Source organism: Nostoc sp. (assembly GCF_036919555.1).
GTDB lineage: Bacteria > Cyanobacteriota > Cyanobacteriia > Cyanobacteriales > Nostocaceae > Nostoc.
The window spans coordinates 14,687-31,108 of the sequence record NZ_JBALCS010000058.1 but is presented as its reverse complement, the minus strand read 5'-3'; the positions used below and the strand labels follow the sequence as shown (position 1 = coordinate 31,108).

Here is a 16,422-nt window from a genome sequence, read left to right as displayed (position 1 = left end):
GGGGTTTAATAAGTAATGAAGCGGACATCATATCAGGGATTGAAACTCTCTCAGCAGATAGCTTGCTTGTTAAGCTGATCCGTGGTTTGATTTAAATACGGCATCTCTATCAATTTAACGTATTTTGTTGATAACTCAACTACCTGAATTAACTTGTCAGCCACAAAGTAAATATAAAACTTTCCATGCCTATCCAAACTATTGGTATTTTAAGTCCAGGTGATATGGGACAGGCGATCGCAGCTGTTCTGAATCAACATGGATTGAAAACTATTGCTGCTCTAGACGATCGCAGTGAACGAACTCGGCAATTAGCAGCCGCAGTCAACATCCAAGATGTGGGTTCCCTTACACAACTAGTAATTGAATCTGATGTAGTCTTGTCAGTTCTAGTCCCCGCAGCCGCTACCCAAGCAGCAAAGCAAGTAGCTGAAACGATCAGTAATGTTGGTAAACCCATTCTCTACGTTGACTGTAATGCGATCGCACCCCAAAAAGTTATAAATATCAGCCAACTTATCGAATCAGTTGGGGGAACATTCGTAGATGCATCAATTATTGGCCCACCACCGCGAGTTCCCAATCGCACCCGCATTTATACTTCGGGAAAACAGGCCAGTCAACTCCAACAACTGCGAGATCATGGCTTGGATGTGCGGCTGATTGGCGATGAAATTGGTCAGGCTTCCGGGTTGAAAATGTCCTACGCAGCCCTGACAAAAGGACTGACAGCAATCGGCACAGAATTACTAATTGCAGCCCATCGTTTAGGGTTAGATAAGGAACTATGGGATGAAGTGTCTAGTAGTCAACAGGAACTTGCTAGCATCTTAACCCGTTCCATTCCATCGATGACACCGAAAGCGCATCGTTGGATAGGAGAAATGGAAGAGATTGCAGAAACCTTTAAAGAGTTGGGTCTGACTGAGCGCATTTTTTACGGAGCAGCCGATGTTTACCGCTTAGTGAAAGAAACCTCCTTGGGTAAGGAAACACCAGAAGAGTCTAATCGCGATCGTCCACTGAATGAAATCATTACAATCCTTTCTAACCAAGCAATATCTGACACCTAATCTTGAGTATTTTATAGCGGTTCCCAGGTGCATGAAGTAGATCATAAAACCTCACCCCCAACCCCTCTCCTTACTAAGGAGAGGGGAGATAAAGCGGGGTGAGGTTAGCTGTATGTCACTAGATTAGGAAACACTATAGATGGGGAAAAAAGCGAGAATCTATGACTCAAGAGCAATGGACTGCGGTTGATCGTTATTTTACCGATCTGCTTGTGCCGCCCGACCCCGCGCTGGATGCGGCACTCCAGACCAGTGCTGCCGCCGGACTGCCACCACACAACGTTTCGCCAAACCAGGGTAAACTGCTGCTGCTGTTGGCGCAAATCCAAAGAGCGCGAACCATCCTGGAGATTGGCACGCTGGGGGGCTACAGTACTATCTGGCTGGCGCGGGCGCTACCTAGCGACGGGCGTCTGATCACGTTGGAGGCTAACCCAAAGCACGCCGAAGTCGCCCGCGCCAACATCGCCCACGCGGGTCTGTCCGACATCGTTGACCTCCGCCTCGGACAGGCACTCTCTACGCTGCCACAGATTGCCGCCGAGGGTAACAGCCCATTTGACCTGATCTTCATTGACGCTGACAAGCCAAACAATCCGCATTACTTCGCGTGGGCGCTCAAGCTTTCTCGTCGCGGCAGCCTGATCATCGCCGATAATGTTGTGCGTAACGGAGCAGTGATTGATCAAAGCAGCAACGATCCTAGCGTTCAGGGAGTGCGCCGCTTCAACGAACTGCTTGCCTCTGAGACGCGTGTCAGCGCCACCGCAATCCAAACCGTGGGCAGCAAAGGATACGACGGCTTTGCGATCGCGATCGTCACCACTGACCAATAAGGCATCGAGCTAACAATTCAAAATTAAACCTCTTGCAAAAGTCCTAAACACCCCAGCCTTAATCCCCTTTCGAAGATCGGGGAACTCGGGGCCCCCTCTGGGGATTAGGGGCAGGGAGACAAAGCGTAGCTTTGGCGGGGTGGGGTTCTTATTTCTGATTTATGCAAGAAGTCTATTGAAAATTCAAAATCCAAAATCGGTACGTCAACCAATCGGGCGATTACCAGGATTGACCGCATGAATATATTCACTACCCGCTCGCGGTCTTCCTCGTTTATAACAAGCTTCTTCTGGTTTACCCCATCCTAGCTGCAAAATCATTTCCAAAAAGCTAGAATTTTCCCACTTACACAAACTTGCCCATTCTGTTCTTTGAACAATTCTCTCGACATCAGATGTGACAATTTGTTGGTATTGTTTACTATTATTGAAACTCAAGTATAAATCCATCCCCATAGAGACTTCATACCAAAATTCTACGATGGAATTTTTAGCAGCTTTTAATATCTCTAAGTCACTGATGAGGGCTATTAACTCGGTGTTTACTTGGGGATAGTTCAAGTTTTTACCTTTGACTGTTACCTCCCGCCAGATAATACCTGAAACTTGATTTTCCCTCTGATAGTCATGAATTGCAGTTTTGAAATCTTGATAGGCAGTGAACTGTTGCAGCCCATCAGTTCTGAGAAACTGGTCAATTAGAGGATTGCCAGAGACTGTTATTTCTAATTTTAGGCGTTTTCCATTGAGGCAGGCTTGGCGTTCAGCTGCCAAAATTTGAATTAGCTCCTGGGTCGTGTAAACCTTTGACATCAGAATACACTCTATTTAGTCATTGGTCATTGGTCATTAGTCATTAGTCATTTGTTAGAGACTATAGACTAGAGATTAATTTTCTAAATGGTTAACACAGATATTTAAATATTATCCTTTGGTATCGGCAGAAATGTAGTAACAGATAGCACTAAAAATTAGGGCAGACCAATTTGGTCTACCCCATAAGTTATCTAGCTAACTCACTACTGAACTCATTGAAGGCTCGCCGCTTTAGCTTTGCTGTTTCCGTGCGTGGTAACAAATCAAAGATTTTGCGAAATTCATCGTCTATCTCTTCAAAAGCTACTTGACCCTTCTTATTCAAAACTACCTGACCGGATTTATTAAACACCACGACTTGAGGAACACCCCCAGAATAGTAATATCCTGGTTCTGTAGGGTCGTAGCTCTGTTTAGGCGGGATAGTATCTACATTAATCGGCATAATCTCTGCTACCCGACCATAGAATTCCTGTACCCGTGAAATCGAAATGGCGTATCTTTTGGAATCGCTGCTGTCATCCACATAAAAAGCCAAAAATACGGGTTTATGTTGCGCTAAAGTCTGAGCCAATGTCTGTCTGGGAGGAACCAATGAACCATTGCCAGCATAAACGACAAAGATGTTGCCATCATATAAATCATTATTAAGACCAGCATATGCAGGTTGCATACTGATAATGAACAGACTTGCAAGCAACAACAGGCATTTGGACAACCACCTTCGCCAGCCAGTAATTTGTTTATGTAAAAAAAGAAACTTTGTGCTATTCATCAAAAGGAACCTTGCAAGCTACTACTTGTCGTGAGTTTGTGCTGAATTCAGCAAACTGGGCTGGATATGTAATTACGCCCGCGTATTATTTTTTAAGATAACGCCTACTGAGATTATCTCTCGTAACTGGCTGGTATCGCTACGCTGAACTAAAATCCAAAATCTCAAATTCAAAATTGGTATGGCTGGCTTTTTCAGCCAGGATTCGCTAAACTCACGCATATTAAATTTGCAAGTTCAAGACTTCAATTAGCAACCGCCAGAAGACTAGGGTACAGATGTGGGAAACAAAATACAATTCATAGATAGGCTGCGATTGGCTTTCGCAGTGTCAGTGGCAAAAAGTGTGACGTTTATTGTGCAATTTTTGCGTCTGGGTGCTGCTAGTGTATTACCAGGCTCGATTGCTCGTCGTATTGAACCCCAACTTTTACAATTATTGAGTCAGCAAGTTAAAAACGGGGTGATTTTAATTGCTGGTACTAACGGCAAAACCACTACAGCGCTGCTTTTATGCACGATTTTAGAACGCAAGGGTTATCGCATCGCTCATAATTCTACAGGTGCAAATCTGGAAAATGGCTTGATCAGTGCGTTGTTGGAAAGTACCAACTTACTAGGTACACTAGATGTTGATTACGCCATTTTGGAAGTTGATGAAAATATTGTACCAAGAGTGTTAACGCCACTCCAGCCGCGAATTATTCTCTGTTTAAACTTGTTCCGCGACCAACTCGATAGGTACGGCGAAGTAGACACAATTAGTAAGCGTTGGACAAAAGTTATTTCTACCCTACCAATAGAAACGGTGGTAATTCCCAATGCTGATGACCCAACTTTATCTAATCTTGGTCAGCAGTTACCCCAACGGGTGTTATTCTTTGGCTTGAATGAACCAGAACATTATCTAGAAGCTATTCCTCACGCTGTTGATTCTATCTATTGTCCCAGATGTGGACATTCCCTAGATTACAAAGGTGTTTATTTGTCTCATTTGGGAGATTTTACTTGTCCCAAGTGTGGTTTTAGTAAAAGTAAACCGACTCTCGAAAGTAGTGAATGGTCGCAAATTCTGGTTGGTTTGTACAACAAATATAATACTTTAGCGGCTGCTACTGCGGCTATTGAGTTAGGAGTTGATGAAGTAACAATCAGAGATACTATTAACAATTTTCAAGCGGCGTTCGGTCGTGCTGAAGATTTAGTAATTAACGGTAAACGGGTGCGGATATTATTATCAAAAAATCCTGTAGGAACCAATGAAACCATTCGCGTAGTTACTCAAAGTACAGATAAAACCACACTGCTGGTATTGAACGATCGCACGCCCGATGGTACTGATGTATCCTGGATTTGGGACGTCGATACGGAAAAATTAGTCGAACGCGGCGGGACTTTAGTAGTGAGTGGCGATCGCGTCTACGATCTGGCTCTACGTCTACGTTACAGTCAAAAGTCCCCTGAGAGTACGTTAAATTTAATTGTGGAAGAAGATTTGCGACAAGCGATCGCTACTGCATTAGAGCATACACCAGACAATGAAACTTTGCATATTCTGCCTACCTATTCAGCCATGTTAGAAGTGCGAGAAGTTTTGACTGGGCGGAAAATTCTTTAAATTGGGGAGTGGGAAGTAGAGAAATTTTTCCCTATGCCCCATATTCCCTTGTCTAAAGACATAGTTAACAATTCAAAATTAAAAAATAATATCATGTCGGCCAAATTACCCATAATAAAAGAACCCCTCCCCGCCTGCGAGGAACTCGGTACCCCCTGTGGGGATTAGGGGCAGGGAGACAAAGCACAGCTTTGGCGGGGTGGGGTTCTCCGGGTTTAATAAGTAATCAAGCAGACATGATATAGGACTCGTATTTTATTTTTGAAAAAACTCACCTCTACCCCCTTCTTTCCAGTTAAGAGTTCCCTGTTCCCTGCCTACACAAGTAATTTCAGGAATCAAATCTGATTGTTATATAAATCACTTAAATTTGCCACATGCTCATTCAACACTTCCAGATGCTCTCACGCTACAATTCTCTGGCAAATCGTCGGTTATATGACGTTTGTTCACTACTTTCAGATGTAGAACTCAAGCAGACTCGACCAGCATTTTTCAAAAGTATTTATGGGACGTTGAATCATATTATGATCGGCGATCGCATTTGGATGGGACGCTTTACAGGTGAAGAGATGTCATCTCAAGGACTTGATGCCATTCTCTATGATAAATTTGAGGAATTGCGTGCAGCCCGTATTTTAGAAGATGAGCGGATCACAGCATTTATTGATGATCTAAATGATGACTTATTGAAGGGAATAATTACTTATACAAGTAATCAAGGTAAAATCTATAACGATCCCGTGAATCTATTGCTAGCCCATTTTTTCAACCACCAAACACATCACCGAGGACAAATTCACGATATGCTAACCCAAACGGAAATTGCTCCTCCAAGTCTGGATATGCATAGAGTGATTTCACCATAAGTTGATTAAAACTATTAGTTATTAATGAAGAGTTATTTATGAGTTCTCAAAATTTGGAATTAACAATTGGTTGGTTGTACCCGACGCTGATGAGTACCTATGGCGATCGCGGTAATGTAATTACTATAGAACGTCGCGCTCAGTGGCGGGGATACGATGTTAAAGTGTTACCCCTGGATCAAAATACCACAGCCGCAGATATTAAAACTGTAGATGTCATAGTTGGTGGTGGCGCACAAGATCGTCAGCAAGAAATTGTCATGCGTGATTTGCAAGGTGCGAAAGCTGACGCTATGCGCGAGAAAATTGAAAATGGGACACCGGGAGTATTTACTTGTGGTTCACCCCAATTACTGGGACATTATTATGAACCAGGATTAGGACAACGGATTGAAGGTTTGGGAATACTCGATTTAGTTTCCGTCCATCCTGGTGAAAATACTAAGCGTTGTATTGGCAACTTGGTAATTGAAGTGACAGCTTCACGTTTGGCGCGAGATTTGCAAGAGATGACGGGTAGTACACCATATTTGGTAGGCTTTGAAAATCACGGCGGACGTACCAAGTTGGGGAAAGTGGAAGCTTTGGGGCGAGTGGTGTACGGTTTGGGAAATAATGGAGAAGATGGGACAGAAGGAGCATTTTATCAGAATGCGATCGCTACTTATTCCCACGGGCCTTTATTACCAAAAAATCCTTTTGTCGCTGATTGGTTAATTCAAACAGCGCTGCGGCTAAAGTATCAGCAGGAAATTACCTTGCAACCTTTAGATGATAATCTTGCTGTACAAGCGCGGGAAGCGATGTTTAAGCGATTGAAAGTGAGTTTACCAAGTGTTGCTGCGGCGAAAGTTTAACCTCAGTTCGCTTATTAACCCTCTTCCCAACACGGGGAGAGGTTTGGAGAGGGGTCAAATTTGACATCAAGCAAGGGGGAAAAGTATGACTCAAGCCTTAGCTAAACAAGTAACATTTGATGAATTTGTCGCCTGGTATCCCGAATCTTTAGACAGGCATTATGAACTACATGATGGGGTAATTGTTGAAATGCCTAAGCCAAGAGGGAAGCACTCAGAGATAGCTGGGTTTATCAATGGTTTTTTGTTTATTGAAATCACCCGTTTGTCTATTCCTTGCTTTATTCCTAAAGAATGCATCATCAAGTCAATTAACACTGATTCAGGTTATGAACCAGATGTCATCGTTCTGGATAGACAAGCTGTTAGGGATGAACCACGCTGGAATAAAGAATCTATCATCACGCGGGGTAATTCCGTCAAGTTGGTTGTAGAAGTTGTTTCTACCAATTGGAGTGATGATTATGCCTTGAAGCTAGAAGATTATGAGTCTTTGGGCATTCTTGAATATTGGATTGTAGACTATCTAGGTTTAGGTGGTAGGCGCTTTATTGGCAATCCTAAACAACCAACTATCTCGATTTACCAACTAATTGAAGGTGAGTATCAAGTTAGGCAATTTAGAGGAAGCGATCGCATTCAGTCGCTAGCTTTCCCAGAGTTGAATTTAACTGCTGAACAGATTTTTCGGGCTGGAGAAGTCGCGTAAAAAACGGCTAAAAAAGTAAAAGAGTCATTACAACTCATTAATGAGTTACAAACACTTGTGCGCGAGTCTGAAATATTCATCCACAAGGCTCAAATACTAATTTACAAGTTCTAAGTTTTCGTGAGTGAGTCTCAAAGACTCGTCCCTGAGTATTTTGAGATTTATCGACGAATTACAAAGACTCGTGAACCGGCAAAATATACTCGTGAACTGGCAAAATATACTCGTGAACTGGCAAAATATACTCGTGAACCGGCAAAATATCCTCGTTCACGAGTATCAAAGACTCATTAACGGAGTTCATAGCTCCATTCACGAGTATTAAAGACTCATTGACGGAGTTCGTAGCTCCATTTACGAGTATCAAGGACTAGTTTACAAGCCAATCTGAACCATTATTAATGATAAATTATTTTGAGATTTCGTAAAAATTATTAGCGATCGCCTAGTGTTACACAGGATAGTAGATTGCTTTGATCACTTGCAGCATTGTCAATTAGCACCCGCGATCGCCTGAAACTCGAAGTTCTAGGAACCAATAGCCAAAGCCACTCAAGTAGACTAAAACCTAAGTCTGGAAATAATTTAGTCCTCTTAAGAAGAGTTTCGCTATCAGCCATAGGTTTCTAACCTGTGGCGGTTGTTGAGATTAGTGCAAAATATTAGTAGTTGCGAGATTGTCCAGCGAATCAGGGGCATTAAATATAATTTTAGTTGACAGGTGAACCTCAGTATGGAAAATACGCCTCAACGTTACCTTGAAAAAATCCGCGAAGCAAAAGAGAAAAAGCTTACAGAATTAGATTTAAGCAATGATTGGCGTACTAATGACGAGGAAAAATTAATAGAGATTCCTGCTGAGGTGTTTGAACTGAAATGGTTAGAGGTTTTGAATTTAAGCTACAACCAATTAACAACACTGCCAGAAGCGATCGCCCGCCTGCCACAACTCACTTCCCTGTATTTAAGCTACAACCAATTAACAACACTGCCAGAAGCGATCGCCCGCCTGCCACAACTCACTTCCCTGTATTTAAGCCACAACCAATTAACGACACTGCCAGAAGCGATCGCCCGCCTGCAACAACTCACTTCCCTGTATTTAAGCCACAACCAATTAACGACACTGCCAGAAGCGATCGCCCGCCTGCCACAACTCATCTCCCTGTATTTAAGCTACAACCAATTAACGACACTGCCAGAAGCGATCGCCCGCCTGCAACAACTCACCTCTCTGGATTTAAAAGGCAACAAATTAAGGACACTACCAGAAGCGATCACCCGCCTGCAACAACTCACTATCCTGGATTTAAGCGGAAACCAATTAAGGACGCTGCCAGAAGCGATCGCCCGCTTGCAACAAATCACCACCCTGGATTTAGACGGAAACCAATTAAGGACGCTGCCAGAAGCGATCGCCCGCCTGCAACAACTCACTTTCCTGGATTTAAGCGACAACCTCATCGAAAAGCCGCCGCCAGAAATTGTTGCAAAAGGTATTGCGGCGATTAGGGATTATTTTCGACAACTGAAAATGGAAGGCCCAGATTATCTGTGTGAGGCAAAGTTACTAATTGTTGGCGAAGGAGGAGCAGGGAAGACAACACTGGCGAAGAAAATTAAAGACCAAAATTATCAACTCCGAGAGGAAGACTCTACAAAGGGAATTGAGGTTATTCAGTGGAGTTTACCAATGGAAAATGGGGGAGAGTTTCGAGTCAACATCTGGGACTTTGGGGGGCAAGAGATTTACCATGCTACTCACCAGTTTTTCCTCACCAAGCGTTCCCTCTACGTTTTAGTGGCAGATACCCGCAAGGAAGACACAGATTTTTATTACTGGCTGAATGTGGTGGAACTGTTGAGCGATAACAGTCCGCTACTAATCATCAAAAATGAGAAGCAAAACCGCCACCGGGAAATTAATGAACTCCAGTTACGGGGGCAGTTTACTAATTTGAAGGAGACTTTAGCAACAAACCTTGCTGACAACAGAGGTTTAGAACAAGTTTTAGAACAAATCAAGCATTACGTTAAAAACCTACCCCATATTGGTAGTCCGCTGCCAAAAACCTGGGTTAGAGTCCGGGAAGCTTTGGAGAGTGACGTACGCAATTACATAGGCTTGGATGAATACCTGAATATCTGCCAGCAAAATAGGTTCACCCAAAGAAATGACAAGTTGCAGTTGAGCAGCTATCTACACGATTTGGGAGTATGCTTGCACTTCCAGGAAGACCCACTTTTGAACAAAACCGTCATCCTCAAACCCAAGTGGGGAACTGATGCAGTCTACAAGGTGCTGGATAATGAAAAGGTGATTCGCAACCTGGGCAGTTTCACGCGGTCTGATTTGGCAAACATCTGGTGTGAAGACGAATACGCCACGATGCATGATGAACTCTTGCGCCTGATGATCAACTTCAAGCTGTGCTACGAAATTCCTAGAAGCCAAGGAAAGTATATTGCCCCACAATTGCTATCTGCTAATCAACCATCCTATAACTGGGATGAAACCAACAACCTGATTCTGCGTTACACTTATGAGTTCATGCCCAAAGGCATCATCACCCAGTTCATCGTCGCCATGCATGAGTTGATGAATGAACAACAATGTGTTTGGAAAAGCGGCGTTGTTCTCAGCAAAGACCATACTAAAGCAGAGGTGATTGAATATTACGGCAAGCGGGAGATTAAGATTCGAGTCTTAGGTCGTCACAAAAGAGATTTGATGACCATAGTTACACATGAACTTGATAAAATTCATGACTCGTACAAGCGACTCAAGTACAACAAATTAATCCCTTGTAATTGCCACACCTGCAAAGATAGCCAAGAACCACACTTTTATCCCTTTGAGATATTGCGACAGTTTGTAGCTGATAAGCAAGAAGGCATTCAATGTCAAAAAAGCTATCAAATGGTTGATGTCTTACGCTTAATTGATGATGTAATGGACAGAAGGGAGTTACTGAAAGCAGAACAGCAAAAGAGTGGCGAATTTCTGTCTAATTCCTCTGAGACAAGAAGGGAAAATGTCGTTGTCATAATTAATAATGTAATTCAGCCATCAAAGCAAGAGAATAATTTTATGACAGAACCATCTAAACAGGAAGAAAATTCTAAACCAGAAGCACAGGTTACGCTTCCCTGGGCTTATCGAAATGGAATGTTCTATTTACTCGTATTCGCAATAGTCTTTAATACAGTTGGGATATTTGCAGGTATCTTACCAATTTATTCCCTAGCCCTAGTCATTATTGGTACTGTTTTATTTATAGTCATAATTGGAGTCTTACAACTGCGTGGAGATGATCGCCTTTCTGAGAAATCTTTTGTAGATTTGATAAAAATGGTACTGGAACAATTGCCTTTAATTGGCAATATTATTAAAAAGTTTCAAGGCAACAAATAACAGTATACAAAAAACCTATTTGAATTGTGAAAATTGCAAAACCTCTTGCCAAGAGCCAGGGCGAATGCAATTCGCGGCTATACAAACAAAGCCCACCTGCGTGGGCTAAGGAAAAATTGAGAGATTGAAACCTACGGAGGTGGTAAAGCCTTGTATAGGCGTGGTTTCTAACCGCCCTTTTCACTCTATTACTGTTCTTGACCTTTTTCCTGAAGGAGCGATCGCCAATCTGCGATCGCTTTCTCCGTCCACAGCCAATTTTTAGCTAATTTATCTACCTGGAAATTTACTGGATCAGACTCGATTACCGTTTGTCGCAACTTGATCGCTTCATTCAGATACTGTGTCTGCTTGCCATTAGGTTGACTAAGAGCAGATTTATACAGTCCAAGAGCTAAACCAGCATAGGAAGTTAAAGCATCTTCAGGTACTGCTGTCTTTGAATTTTTGTTCTGTTCTTTGAGAGCTAAATTCAAAGCCTTGAACCAAGAATCATTGGCTCGATTTAGATTGCCTTCTGTGTAATAGGCAAATCCCAAAGCATTATTATATAAAAGCGATTCTGGTTTAGCTTTTGTAGCAGTTTCCCAGTAACGGCGGGCATCATCGACACTATAGTTATTGTCTCCAGTTTGGATAGATTGCCAAGCTAATCGTCCCTTGTAAAAGTTCACAGATGCGTCATCAGCTTGTTTATTTGGAATCAGTTTCAGGGCAGTGTCAGCCGCAGCCAGTGCGCCACGATTAAGTAGTTCTTCTACAGTTAACAACCCACCTTGCAAGTCGCCCTGGCTCAATTTTTCTGTAGCGGTGGCGGCGACAATTCCAGTTGGTGCTGTCTGTAAATCGATATTTTGCTGCTTTTGAATGGGTAGAGACTGAGTGGGAATTACTGGTATGTTAGGCATTGCTTGGGGTCGATTTTGCCACCAATTTAAAGCGATCGCAGCTGCTAAGGCACTAATTCCCACAATACCCACAATCGGCCACAGCTTGCGGCGACGGGTACGATTTCTTGGTGGGGCTGGTTGCGATGCCTGGGTTGGGCTACGCCTACGCAAAAAATCAGCCGAATTTTGCCAATTTCCTTCAAGGTTCCCAGCAGCTTGAGGTGGCGGTGCTGGGGCTTCTCCCCACAAATCTACTTCCTTTTGCAAAGAAGTAATTTCTTCTGAAACCTGCCTTTGCTGAAGACTATTTTCGTGAATTTGTTGATCCAGTTCAGTTGGAGCTTTTTGGTTATCTAGCTGACGAAACAAATCCGAAACTATCGCAGAATCTTCTTCATAGCTTGGGTCATCATACTCAATTTCATCAACAAGATCGCCCCAAGTATCTTCACCTAGCCAGTCCAACCCAGAAAAGTCACGCGCCAAACCAGAAGGATTCATTTCCTCCATTCCTAAAGGTATCTCGGAATCATCTGCCATAGCAGAGTACATCGTAGAAGTTGACCCTAAAGGCGAACTATACTGATTCCGCGACTCTGCACTTTCGGATACCTCAGTTTCCTGGCTCAAGAAACCGTCAAATTCTGGCTGGAGATATAAAATCGGTAATGCCCAGTACATCTGGTGAGAACCATAGGCAGAAATTAATCCTTGGCGCACCCGACTTACGCACAAATCTACTGGATATCCCTGACTCAAGTTGCGATAAAATAATTGTGTGAGCGTCAGCGCCACTTCATCAGGAATCCGTTCTGACATCGCCAAAACGCTTCTAATTCCGCGCTTCACCAGACTTTCTGCCAAGTTTCGTTCACCAGTATCTCCAGAGGCATCAGACGCAGCTGTGTATGCCCCCAAGCAGGAGTTAAACACTGCCATTTGGATGTTATTGTTGACGAGCAAACCTGCCAGATCGTCCCCAGTTAAGATTTCCGTTAAGCCAGTTCTGCGACTAGCAAGATAAATTTCTCCGCCATTAGAGCCGAAGTTACTATGACCAGAGTAGTGGAGAACGTGGAATCTGCCTTGTTCTAGAGCTTGCGTCAGTTCTTCCCGTCCTGGTTGGTCTAAGACAGTGAGTTCAATTTCTGGAAAACGATTGCTACCTTCAGCAAGTCGTGGTACACGGTGAAGTTCTGCTTGCAGTTTGATCGCTTCCTGTTTCAGTAAGTCCAGACGGACTTGATCGGAGGGAGAAGCAATTACCATCAATACTTTTACACCACCTTCTTCTCGTGGTGTGGGCATATTTGGCGTAGGCGTAGCCCCCCGCAGGGATCGCAAAGGCGAAGCCCCTAAAATTCCACTTTGGAAGCGAGAAAAAGCCACATAAGGACCAGTAGCCAGAGGGCGATCGCCTGCGTGCATCACTTCCCAAGGCAGACGAGCTAACCTAGTGTCTTTTAGCCCCAAACGCAAGCGTAGTACTTGTTGATGGTTCTGGGCAATACCTTGGGCAGTAATCCAACTATCTCTAAGGGTGCCTTGAAATAGGGCGTTATAAAATTGTTGACCCAACGCCACCAAATTCACAGAGTTTCTGGCGATATCGCTTTCATTCCCGCCAGAAGCGAATATATCTCCCTCCAACACCGACTTCAACGGGTCATTCATCAAATGCCCAGCAGCCATCAACCAATCAGCTACAGGCCAACTCACCAATTCTTCTGCCAATGGTACCCCAGGCGCAACTTGTTCCGTCCGCACCAAGTAGTCATTTTGCCCTACAGGAGTTACCGAAATGTGGAATTCCTGAGTCACAGTTTCTCCTGTCCGCCTCCTAAATCTGGTTTGAAACGCGAAAGTTTCAAGTCGATTTTTCGCTCCCTCTGATAGCTTAGATGCATCCCACCCCTGAATGTTTCTGATTCTAGTTGTTTTGCTTTTTCTGCCTTTACAACTTTATCCGGATCGGATTACTTGAGACTAGAACATTTAATTGGTAGATGCACCTTGATCTTCAACTCCCCTAGTTGGCTAACACCACTGGGGGTTTTTTTCAATTTTGGCAAACAACAGCAACTTCTGACGCAGATATTCTCTACCTAAAAATAGTGCTTAACCTAGAATACTTGATTAATAGATGGATGTACCTTGATCTTTAGCTCCCCTAGTTCAGTTAATATCCACTCTTGTTTTTTTGACACACGACAACAATCAACTTTCTAATAAATTTATCCGGGGCATGGTGGTTAAACCTAGAACATTTAATTGGTAGATGCACCCTGATAACTAGCTCCCCTGGTTGGCTAAAACCCACTGGGGGTTTTTTATTACTCAATAAGTACAAAACTTACGCACTGAAAACCGGAAATCTATATCTGAATAAGTCCACGCCAGTTGCTTCTCCTGTTCAAAGACGCTCTTGCTAGGAAGCTTTAAGAGTGGGGAAATCCTTTAAGTAATTCCTACCCTGCGCGTTCCTATGTTGCTACCGCTACGCTAACAGCAAGGCACTGGCTCCCCTCAAAAAGGGAACTCTAACGAACTTTTTCAGGGGTTTAGGGGATCTCTTCTGCATAAGAAAGAAAGCAGTAATCATCTCTGACACACACATTTTGGCAGCGCACCGGTCATTTAATTGGTAGGTCTGTCCTGATAACTAACCCCTCTGAGGTTTTTCTCTGATAAACAATAACAACTTCAATCTTTGCTAGTTTATCCGGTAGCTACCCATTTGCCTGAGAAAAGATTATTGGTAGATGCACCCTGATAACTCACTCCCCTGGTTGCCTAACACCCACTGGGGTTTTTTATTAAAAATAATAACTGACCATTGTACAAATTTATCCGGACTATGGTCTTCAACCTGAGAACATTTAATTGGTAGATGCACCCTGATAACTAGCTCCCCTGGTTGGCTAACACCCACTGGGGGTTTTTTTATGCGATCGGCCACATAACTGGAATGCACCACTACTATTCTTACTACTGGTGGTAGACTTTGAGTCTCCTCCTGTTGCCAGGATAGAGCATAACCTGCTCACTCAGTCCCTGAATCCCTTTCTTTTTATTGTGAGCTAGAGATGCCACTTCAGAATGATTGTTTTGATATTTAATCACATTCTTAATTTTTTTTCTATATTTTCACCTTTACCCCTTTGTCTACAAGCAATCCTGCTGTCAACCTCAGATCAGAGCTTCCTCGCCAACTAGATCATATTTCTCGTTCCCAGGTTCAGCACATGGGTGACAAGTAAAGATTATAAACTATTTGTCAATAAGCAATAATACTAAAAAAAATTATAATGATTTTGACAGCTTATGAACACTTAGAAAGAAAAGGCTTTGAAGTACGGAAACGACTACTGGGGGCGATAAATTGTGACTCAAGCTATACCTAAACTAGTAACCTTTGAAGATTTTGCAGCTTGGCGGCCCGAAGGCGGAAGATACGAATTATATGATGGCGTGATTGTTGAAATGGCACAACCAGTGGGGGACCATGAAGACGTCGTTGGTTTATAGCAAGAAAACTAACAGTAGAATTTGACCGATTAAATTTACCTTATACAATCCCCAAAACTGCGCTTATTAAACCAACTAAGTCGGAATCTGGCTACTCCCCAGATGTGCTGATATTAAATCGTCCTAATTTAGTGAATGAGCCGCTATGAAAAAAGAATCAACTGTAAGCCTTACAGCATCAATTCCTTTAGTAGTTGAGGTAGTTAGCATCAATTGGGATGACGACTACTACACAAAACAGGGTAAGTATGAGGGTATTGGAATTCCTGAATACTGGGTTGTAGATTATCTCGGTCTAGGCGCTAAAAAGTTTACTGGCAACCCCAAACAGCCTACTATATCTATTTATCAATTAATCGATGGTGAATACCAAGTTGCTAAATTTAGAGGCGATGCCCGTATCGTCTCGCCTACTTTCCCAGAATTGAATTTAACCGCCGAACAGATTTTTCAAGCTGGAGGTCTGCCAACGTAGCCACCGACCGCGCAAGGTCAATCTTTGTGAAGACAGGCGATCGTATTTCTTAACACTTAGGGATTAAGAGATGACTAATGTTAAGAATTTGCAAATGATGTCCGAGCAGGAAAATAACCTTATATTTCGTGTTTAGCTAAAAAAGTAAAAATACCGGAAAGTTTTATGAAGAAAACTCTAAAAGCTTCCTAAAGCTTGACAAGTATTCTATAGACTTCTTGCATAAATCAAAAATTAAGAACCCCACCCCGCATTTGAGTAAAGCAAACGCTCCCCTCCCGAAGAGCGGGGAGGGGGGTGGGGTGTTAGGGACTTTTGCAAGAGGTCTTATTTTTTTTATATTCAACAAACATAACAACAGAATTTTCCACTACTTCTGCTTCAATCATCTCATTTCTATTTTTATTATTAATTAATTTTTCTAAACATGAGTATTTTTCTCTTTTTGTCCCTATTGGTTCTTAATTACAAAACTCCCCCTTCTCCTCGGTCACTACACTTAATACTAATTATTAACATTAAGCCTCTTTAAATATTCGTTCTTACTAGTTATTCTGTACT

Annotated in this window: 11 protein-coding genes and 1 pseudogene; 8 read left to right on the top strand and 4 right to left on the bottom strand. The window is 42.8% G+C overall.

All coding sequences use genetic code 11. From position 1 onward, the window contains the following. Positions 1–185 precede the first annotated feature (185 nt). Together V7K36_RS17380 and V7K36_RS17375 are read left to right on the top strand one after the other, a co-directional pair. Positions 186–1,073, top strand: a complete 888-nt coding sequence (locus tag V7K36_RS17380; protein ID WP_335117727.1) for an NAD(P)-dependent oxidoreductase — start codon at positions 186–188, stop codon at positions 1,071–1,073. 161 nt (positions 1,074–1,234) lie between these two features. Next, complete coding sequence (locus V7K36_RS17375; protein WP_335117725.1) at positions 1,235–1,909, top strand: O-methyltransferase; 675 nt, start codon at positions 1,235–1,237, stop codon at positions 1,907–1,909. Between the two features lie 204 nt (positions 1,910–2,113). Here V7K36_RS17375 and V7K36_RS17370 read toward each other — a convergent pair whose 3' ends face one another. Further along, positions 2,114–2,722: a hypothetical protein gene (locus V7K36_RS17370; RefSeq protein WP_335117723.1), complete on the bottom strand. Its 609-nt coding sequence runs from the start codon at positions 2,720–2,722 to the stop codon at positions 2,114–2,116. 190 nt (positions 2,723–2,912) lie between these two features. Further along, a complete protein-coding gene (locus V7K36_RS17365) occupies positions 2,913–3,500 on the bottom strand; it encodes a thylakoid membrane photosystem I accumulation factor (protein ID WP_334830732.1) in 588 nt (195 codons plus the stop codon). 280 nt (positions 3,501–3,780) lie between these two features. Here V7K36_RS17365 and V7K36_RS17360 point away from each other — a divergent pair, with 280 nt between their 5' ends. The 4 genes from V7K36_RS17360 (at position 3,781) to V7K36_RS17345 (ending at position 7,553) form a co-directional block, all read left to right on the top strand. Then, positions 3,781–5,118 carry a Mur ligase family protein gene (locus V7K36_RS17360; RefSeq protein ID WP_335117721.1) on the top strand — a complete coding sequence of 446 codons (1,338 nt, stop codon included), beginning with the start codon at positions 3,781–3,783 and terminating at the stop codon, positions 5,116–5,118. 377 nt (positions 5,119–5,495) lie between these two features. Next, on the top strand, positions 5,496–5,987 hold the full coding sequence (locus tag V7K36_RS17355) for a DinB family protein (protein WP_335117719.1): 492 nt from the start codon (positions 5,496–5,498) through the stop codon (positions 5,985–5,987). A gap of 38 nt (positions 5,988–6,025) precedes the next feature. After that, the gene (locus V7K36_RS17350) at positions 6,026–6,844 is read left to right on the top strand and encodes a type 1 glutamine amidotransferase (RefSeq protein ID WP_335117717.1); all 819 of its coding nucleotides are present in this window, start codon (positions 6,026–6,028) and stop codon (positions 6,842–6,844) included. 85 nt (positions 6,845–6,929) lie between these two features. Beyond that, on the top strand, positions 6,930–7,553 hold the full coding sequence (locus V7K36_RS17345; protein ID WP_335117715.1) for a Uma2 family endonuclease: 624 nt from the start codon (positions 6,930–6,932) through the stop codon (positions 7,551–7,553). A gap of 434 nt (positions 7,554–7,987) precedes the next feature. On the opposite strand, the gene V7K36_RS17340 is transcribed toward V7K36_RS17345, so the two are convergent. Next, on the bottom strand, positions 7,988–8,173 hold the full coding sequence (locus V7K36_RS17340; RefSeq protein WP_335117713.1) for a hypothetical protein: 186 nt from the start codon (positions 8,171–8,173) through the stop codon (positions 7,988–7,990). Positions 8,174–8,286: 113 nt separating this feature from the next. Here V7K36_RS17340 and V7K36_RS17335 point away from each other — a divergent pair, with 113 nt between their 5' ends. Next, positions 8,287–10,968, top strand: a complete 2,682-nt coding sequence (locus tag V7K36_RS17335) for a COR domain-containing protein (RefSeq protein ID WP_335117711.1) — start codon at positions 8,287–8,289, stop codon at positions 10,966–10,968. 188 nt (positions 10,969–11,156) lie between these two features. On the opposite strand, the gene hetF is transcribed toward V7K36_RS17335, so the two are convergent. Continuing rightward, a complete protein-coding gene (hetF, locus tag V7K36_RS17330) occupies positions 11,157–13,679 on the bottom strand; it encodes a cell division protein HetF (RefSeq protein ID WP_335117709.1) in 2,523 nt (840 codons plus the stop codon). A 1,563-nt stretch (positions 13,680–15,242) separates the two neighbouring features. Between hetF and V7K36_RS17325 the strand changes: the two are divergent. Further along, positions 15,243–15,861: pseudogene (locus V7K36_RS17325) on the top strand (Uma2 family endonuclease). The last annotated feature ends 561 nt before the right edge of the window (positions 15,862–16,422 follow it).

Excerpts from the sequence above, each read along its gene's own strand:
- V7K36_RS17345 (WP_335117715.1), top strand. The coding sequence starts at position 6,930 with ATGACTCAAGCCTTAGCTAAACAAGTAACATTTGATGAATTTGTCGCC.
- V7K36_RS17355 (WP_335117719.1), top strand. The coding sequence starts at position 5,496 with ATGCTCATTCAACACTTCCAGATGCTCTCACGCTACAATTCTCTGGCA.
- V7K36_RS17365 (WP_334830732.1), bottom strand. The coding sequence starts at position 3,500 with ATGAATAGCACAAAGTTTCTTTTTTTACATAAACAAATTACTGGCTGG.
- V7K36_RS17370 (WP_335117723.1), bottom strand. The coding sequence starts at position 2,722 with ATGTCAAAGGTTTACACGACCCAGGAGCTAATTCAAATTTTGGCAGCT.
- V7K36_RS17335 (WP_335117711.1), top strand. The coding sequence starts at position 8,287 with ATGGAAAATACGCCTCAACGTTACCTTGAAAAAATCCGCGAAGCAAAA.
- V7K36_RS17375 (WP_335117725.1), top strand. The coding sequence starts at position 1,235 with ATGACTCAAGAGCAATGGACTGCGGTTGATCGTTATTTTACCGATCTG.
- V7K36_RS17340 (WP_335117713.1), bottom strand. The coding sequence starts at position 8,173 with ATGGCTGATAGCGAAACTCTTCTTAAGAGGACTAAATTATTTCCAGAC.
- V7K36_RS17350 (WP_335117717.1), top strand. The coding sequence starts at position 6,026 with ATGAGTTCTCAAAATTTGGAATTAACAATTGGTTGGTTGTACCCGACG.
- V7K36_RS17380 (WP_335117727.1), top strand. The coding sequence starts at position 186 with ATGCCTATCCAAACTATTGGTATTTTAAGTCCAGGTGATATGGGACAG.